The sequence below is a fragment of the Pseudomonas sp. MT92 genome, from assembly GCF_058792515.1.
In genome coordinates, this window is the sequence record NZ_JBXAFA010000003.1 from 382,846 (window position 1) to 389,321 (window position 6,476).

Here is a 6,476-nt window from a genome sequence, read left to right on the forward strand (position 1 = left end):
CAATGCCAATCATGGGAACCGGCAGCCGTCGGCGCATTGCCGAGTATGACGCGCCCCTCGATAAAAGCGTGCCCTGGCGGACACTGGCGGCAGATGTCGATCCGGTGCTGGCCCAGTGTTTCAGCGTCACCGCGCGCTCTGGCTGTTTCATGCAGGCGGCGCGCAGCCTCAATATCAAGGCGACCCGGTTACGCAAGCAATTGGCGGAACTGGAAACACAGCTGCAGTGCTCATTGTTCAGCCCCTCGGACAATGGCGTCGCCCTCAGTCGTGACGGGCTGCAACTGCATTCGCAATTGATCGCACTGGCCCACGAGCGCGACTGGCCGGTGATCGAACAGCCGCTGGTGCGCCTGGCCGTCGCCGAATCGATCCTGCATGACATTCTCGGGCGCGACCTGGTGGCCTTGCTGCGGCGCAATGCCAGCGTGCGCCTGGACATCATCAGCCTCGACAGCGAGCTGTCCCTGCGAGCGGTCAGTGCCGATGTGGTGCTGTGGTTGTCTGGCGCCGATTCAGCGCTGCCCGGGCCGAGTTTTGCCATCAGCGAACCCCGGTGCCTGGCGCGTCTCGACTACCTGCCGCATATCGCCAAACGTTACTCCAGGGTCGCTTCGCGCCCGGACAGCCTTGATGACCTGGCCGATTTCCTGCTCGTGCAATGGCAGCATGATTGGCAGGTCGACAGTTTTCGCCCGTGGAACAATCTGGTGGACCAGCGCCTGGCCGGGGTGGTGCAGTTGCATTCCTATGAACTGATGCTGGAAATGATTCGTTGCAGCGCCTGCATTGGCCTGTTGCCCGGCTACATGAGCCATTTCGACCGTGGCCTGATCGGTTTGCCGGAGCTGTTCGACCTGCCGATGCAGCGTCAGGTCTGGTTGGCGGTGAATCGCCACTCCGAGGCGGATGCACAGGTGCGGATGATCGTCGAGTTGATCAACGGCACCTTCAACGAGCGCCGGGAGTGGTTCGAAGGTTGAGCCCAATCAAAATGTGGGAGCGAGCCAGCTCTCACAGGGTGCTCGCCAGCCAGCAAGTTTGCGATATAGAGTGAGCAGCCATGTCTGTATCAAGGATGAGTCACCCATGCCCGCCATCGACCCTGTCATCACCCTCGAACGCCTCAACGAATCCCACATCGAGGGCATCACCGCGCTTTACCACGACCCCATGGTCGCCCGGCAGACGCTGCAAATGCCGTTTCCGTCCAGCGAGACCTGGCGCAAGCGCCTGGCGTCGGACAACGAACGAATCGTTCAATTGGTAGCGCTGCACCAGGGAGCCGTTGTCGGCAGTATCACCCTTGAGCAGTATTCACGTGTCCGTCGCGGCCATGCGGGGACTTTCGGCATGGGGGTCGCGCAGGCGTGGCAGGGCAAGGGCGTTGGTTCGACACTGTTGGCGGCGGCGCTGGATATCGCCGATGACTGGATGAATCTGCGGCGGGTCGAACTGTCCGTCTATACCGATAACGAGGCTGCCATCGGCCTGTATCGCAAATTTGGCTTTGAAACCGAAGGGATCTTTCGCGATTACGCGGTGCGTGACGGGGTATTCGTCGATACCTTGAGCATGGCGCGCCTGCGTCGCCCACGTAACGCCGGTTGAATCACCGGTTCAGGGCAAACGCCAGCGCCGCTCGTGCTTTTAGTCGCACGCCAGCGGCGCGCTTCTGCCATGCTCAGGGTCCGCAGCACCGCTTCAACCAAAGGAACACCGCGATGGACGACGTACAGCAACTGGGCGAGATGCTTCGTCATTACGCAGACAGCGAAGCGCACAAGAAGCAATTGTTCGAGACGCAATCGGCCGAGTGGGCCAAGCGCATTGGCGAGCTGTTCGATCAGATCCAGCAGTGGCTGGAACCGGTCAAGGCGCCGAATCTGCTGGAGGTGAGTCGTGAAGCCTATGTCGCCTCGGGGCCGAGTGTCCCGGTGGAGACGTCTACCTTCAATACCGAAAAGCTGAGCATTCTGATTGCCGGTAAGCCGGTGGAGTTCGTGCCGGATGTGATGGGTGTCGGTGGGCAGATTTCAGTGGCGGTGATGGGCTTTACCGCCGCACGCTACGGCAGTGTTTCCCTGGTTTGCCTGCCGCCGTCACAGGGCTGGCAGTGGCGCAAGACCAATGGCCTGAAGGACCCGGATACCTTCGCCTTCGATGCGAACTTTCTGGCGCAACAGTTGCAAAGCCTGATCCCCCGCGAGCGCAACTGAACGTATTGATCAATGCACAGACCCCTGTGGGAGCGAGCCAGTTCGCTCCCACAGGGGTTGGCTGTTGTCTCAGAGTTCGAGGTGGCCCCATCCCGGCTTCGGCGCTGGCGGGGCGACGGCCTTCACCGTCTTCCCCGTCGCCTGTTCCACCCGCCGCGCCACTTCCGGGTCATCGGCGAACGGCATCAGGCTGGCGTCATCGAGGCTTTGCGCCGAGTGACTTCTCAGGCAGTACTCGACGCCCAGCCACAGGCTCGCCGCTGCCAGAATATTCAGTGCGATTTCAATCATCAGGCGATCTGAGCCTCCCGTTCGGCCATGGCTACGTCGCCCACCCGTCCCGTGCGCCATACGTTGTACGCCATCAGCAACATACCGCTAAGGAAGAACACGCCACCGGCAAAGCGCACCACAAATCCGGGATGACTGGCCTGCAAGGCTTCGACGAAGGAGTAGGTGAGGGTGCCGTCGTCGTTGATCGCCCGCCACATCAGGCCCTGGGTGATGCCGTTGACCCACATCGAGGCGATGTACAGCACCGTGCCAATGGTCGCCAGCCAGAAATGCAGGTTGATCAGCGGCGTGCTGTGCATCTGCTCGCGACCGAATACCTTCGGCACCATGTGATAAGTCGCGCCGAAGGTGATCATCGCCACCCAGCCGAGGGCACCGGCGTGCACGTGGCCGATGGTCCAGTCGGTGTAGTGGGACAGGGCATTGACGGTCTTGATCGCCATCATCGGCCCCTCGAAGGTCGACATGCCGTAGAACGCCAGGGACAGCACCAGAAAGCGCAGGATCGGATCGGTGCGCAACTTATGCCAGGCGCCCGACAGCGTCATCATGCCGTTGATCATGCCGCCCCAACTCGGCGCCAGAAGAATCAGCGACATTGCCATGCCCAGCGACTGCGCCCAGTCCGGTAGCGCGGTGTAGTGCAAGTGGTGCGGGCCGGCCCAGATGTACAGGGTGATCAGCGCCCAGAAATGCACGATGGACAGGCGATAGGAGTACACCGGACGCCCCACCTGTTTGGGCACGAAGTAATACATCATCCCGAGGAAACCGGTGGTCAGGAAGAAACCCACTGCGTTGTGCCCGTACCACCACTGCACCATGGCATCGGTGGCCCCGGAATACACCGGATAGGACTTGAACCAGCCCACCGGGATCGACAGGTGATTGACCACGTGCAGCATCGCAATCACCACGATGAACGCACCGAAGAACCAGTTGCCGACGTAGATGTGTCTGGTCTTGCGCTGCACCACCGTGGTGAAGAACACGATGGCGTAAGCGACCCAGACCACGGTCATCCACACCGCGCCGGAGAACTCGATTTCGGCGTATTCCTTGGTGGTGGTGTAACCCAGCGGCAGGCTGATCAACATGATCACAATCACCGATTGCCAGCCCCAGAAGGTGAACGCGGCGAGTGTGTCCGAGAACAGCCGTACCTGGCAGGTCCGCTGTACGGCGTAGTAACTGGCCGCGAATTGCGCGCTGCCGGCAAAGCCGAATATCACCAGGCTGGTGTGCAGCGGGCGTAAACGGCCGAAGGTGGTCCACGGCAGATCCAGGTTCATCTGCGGCCACACCAGTTGCGAGGCGATCCATACGCCCATCGCCATCCCCACGACGCCCCAGATCACCGTCGCCACGACGAATTGGCGCACGACCTTGTAGTTATAGGCTTGCCCGACAGTTGTTGTGCTCATGTTCAATGCTTCCACGGTTGCAATGCCGTGCACTGTAGAAACCGTGGCGTAAACAAAACAGGCTCAGGAAAAGTTCATTAATGCGGATCAGATTGGAAATGACCTTGTCCCGGTTGAGTCACAACTGATACGGCTTTTTAACAAAGATCTGAATCTGTAATGAAAATCAGCGCCGGCCCATAGTGCTACCTCCTGTAGGAGCGAGCCTGCTCGCGATGGGCGTCAACGATGGCGCGGGCTGTCTGGATGCCCCCGTTGTCTGTGCGTTTTTCGCGAGCAGGCTCGCTCCTGCAGGGTTTTGTGCCAAATCCTGATGAGGTAGCCACATGTATCAGTACGACGACTATGACCGGGCGTTGGTGTTCGAACGGGTTGCGCAGTTTCGCGATCAGGTCGAACGCTTCATCGCGGGGGAACTGAGCGAGGAAGAGTTCCTGCCCCTGCGCCTGCAGAACGGCCTGTACATGCAGAAACACGCTTACATGCTGCGCGTGGCGATCCCCTACGGCACGCTGAGCGCCCGGCAGATGCGCACGCTTTCGAGCATCGCCCGCGACTACGATCGTGGTTACGGCCACTTCACCACCCGGCAGAACATGCAGTTCAACTGGATCGAACTGGCCGAAGTGCCGGACATCCTGGAACGCCTGGCACAGGTGGAAATGCACGCGATCCAGACGTCCGGCAACTGCGTGCGCAACATCACCACCGAAGCCTTTGCCGGGGTCGCGGCCGACGAAATGATCGACCCGCGCCCGCTGGCGGAAATCCTGCGGCAGTGGTCGACCATCAACCCGGAATTCCTGTTCCTGCCACGCAAGTTCAAGATCGCCATCTGCTCGGCCGAGCAGGATCGGGCGGCGATCATGATGCATGACATCGGCCTCTATCTTTACCCTGGCAGCGATGGGCAAATGCTCCTGCGGGTCATCGTCGGCGGGGGCTTGGGACGTACGCCGATCCTCGGCTTGCAGATCCGCGAAGGCTTGCCGTGGCAGCATTTGCTGTCCTACGTCGAGGCGGTGTTGCGGGTGTATAACCGCCATGGCCGGCGCGACAACAAGTACAAGGCGCGGATCAAGATCCTGGTCAAAGCCCTGGGCATTGAGGCGTTCGCCCGGGAAGTCGAGGAAGAATGGCAGTACCTCAGGGACGGTCCGGCACAGCTGACCGAAGATGAATACGAGCGCGTGGCCAGTGCCTTCGTTGCGCCGCCATACCGCGAACTGGCGGACACCAGCCTGGATTTCGGCACTCAGTTGAGCGAGCACCCGGCATTCGCCCGTTGGGTGCAGCGCAATGTGCAGGCGCACAAAGTGCCGGGGTATGCCAGCGTGGTGCTGTCGACCAAACCCGGCAATGCCGCGCCGCCGGGCGATGTCACCAGCGAACAGATGGAGGCGGTGGCCGAATGGGCCGAGCGCTTCGGGTTCGCCGAGATCCGCATTGCCCACGAACAGAACATCGTCCTGCCGGACGTGCCCAAGGCCGATCTGTTCGCGCTCTGGCGCCTGGCGTGCGAACACAACCTGGGCAGTGCCAACGTCGGCTTGTTGACCGACATCATCGCCTGTCCCGGCGGCGATTTCTGCGCACTGGCCAACGCCAAGTCGATCCCTATCGCCCAGGCCATCCAGGCGCGTTTCGACGACCTCGACTACCTGCACGATCTGGGTGATATCAGCCTCAATATCTCGGGCTGCATGAACGCTTGCGGGCACCATCACATCGGTAATATCGGCATCCTGGGGGTCGATAAGAACGGCAGCGAGTGGTACCAGATCACCCTCGGCGGCGCCCAGGGCAAGAACAGTGCGCTGGGCAAGGTCATCGGCCCGTCCTTCAGTGCCACCGAAGTGCCCGGGGTGATCGAGCAGATCATCGACACCTTCGTGCGTTATCGCGAGAGCGAGGAAGTGTTCGTCGATACCTTTCAGCGCATCGGCCTGGAACCGTTCAAAGAGGCGGTTTATCCAAAAGTGCTGGAGGTGTCGGCATGAACAATCTGTTGCGTCTGCAAGAGGGCGTGGCACAGCTGATCGAGGACGATCCATGGACGCTGGTCCGGGACCTGCAGGTGCCATTGCCGGCGGGGAAGCTGATCCTGCCACTGGCCCGTTGGCTGGAAAACCCGAGGCAACACGCGCTGTGGCTGGGGCCGGACGATGACGTGGAGGGCCTCAAGCCGTGGTTGCCCGAGTTACCGCTGATCGCCGTGGACTTTCCGAGTTTTCGCGATGGTCGCGGCTATAGTCAGGCGTATTTGCTGCGCACTCGATTGGGTTGGACGGGCGAGTTGCGAGCCATTGGTGATGTGCTGCGCGACCAGCTCAGCCACATGCGCCAATGCGGTTTTGACAGCTTTGCGGTGCGGGCGGATAAATCTGCCGAGGATGCATTGAAAGGATTGGCCGGCATGAGCGTGCTGTACGGACGCTCGGTGATAGAGCCTCGGCCGTTGTTTCGGCGGCGTTGACTCAGAAGGGCTGCTTTGGGGGGGGAACCCGTCCCCCCGTCACAATAGACCCGCCCAGCACCT

General features: G+C 61.1%; 7 protein-coding genes. 5 read left to right on the forward strand and 2 right to left on the reverse strand.

Annotated features, from left to right (window positions below):
• Nucleotides 1-2 precede the first annotated feature (2 nt).
• From AC1Q6D_RS07590 to AC1Q6D_RS07600, 3 genes are all read left to right on the forward strand, one after another.
• Complete coding sequence (locus AC1Q6D_RS07590) at nt 3-983, forward strand: LysR family transcriptional regulator (RefSeq protein WP_103406657.1); 981 nt, start codon at nt 3-5, stop codon at nt 981-983.
• Nucleotides 984-1,089: 106 nt separating this feature from the next.
• On the forward strand, nt 1,090-1,611 hold the full coding sequence (locus AC1Q6D_RS07595; protein ID WP_103406656.1) for a GNAT family N-acetyltransferase: 522 nt from the start codon (nt 1,090-1,092) through the stop codon (nt 1,609-1,611).
• A 113-nt stretch (nt 1,612-1,724) separates the two neighbouring features.
• On the forward strand, nt 1,725-2,219 hold the full coding sequence (locus AC1Q6D_RS07600; RefSeq protein WP_047528442.1) for a hypothetical protein: 495 nt from the start codon (nt 1,725-1,727) through the stop codon (nt 2,217-2,219).
• Nucleotides 2,220-2,288: 69 nt separating this feature from the next.
• On the opposite strand, the gene AC1Q6D_RS07605 is transcribed toward AC1Q6D_RS07600, so the two are convergent.
• Nucleotides 2,289-2,510 carry a hypothetical protein gene (locus AC1Q6D_RS07605; protein ID WP_047528444.1) on the reverse strand — a complete coding sequence of 74 codons (222 nt, stop codon included), beginning with the start codon at nt 2,508-2,510 and terminating at the stop codon, nt 2,289-2,291.
• Nucleotides 2,510-3,937, reverse strand: a complete 1,428-nt coding sequence (ccoN, locus tag AC1Q6D_RS07610) for a cytochrome-c oxidase, cbb3-type subunit I (RefSeq protein ID WP_103406655.1) — start codon at nt 3,935-3,937, stop codon at nt 2,510-2,512. Before ccoN ends, AC1Q6D_RS07605 begins: the two co-directional genes overlap by 1 nt.
• 326 nt (nt 3,938-4,263) lie before the next feature.
• Here ccoN and AC1Q6D_RS07615 point away from each other — a divergent pair, with 326 nt between their 5' ends.
• Nucleotides 4,264-5,937 (forward strand): nitrite/sulfite reductase, encoded by a 1,674-nt coding sequence (locus AC1Q6D_RS07615; RefSeq protein ID WP_103406654.1) that lies wholly within the window; start codon nt 4,264-4,266, stop codon nt 5,935-5,937.
• Entirely contained in the window at nt 5,934-6,413 is a 480-nt protein-coding gene (locus tag AC1Q6D_RS07620; protein ID WP_103406653.1) for a DUF934 domain-containing protein, read from the forward strand. The genes AC1Q6D_RS07615 and AC1Q6D_RS07620 overlap by 4 nt, the downstream gene beginning before the upstream one ends.
• Nucleotides 6,414-6,476: the final 63 nt, after the last annotated feature.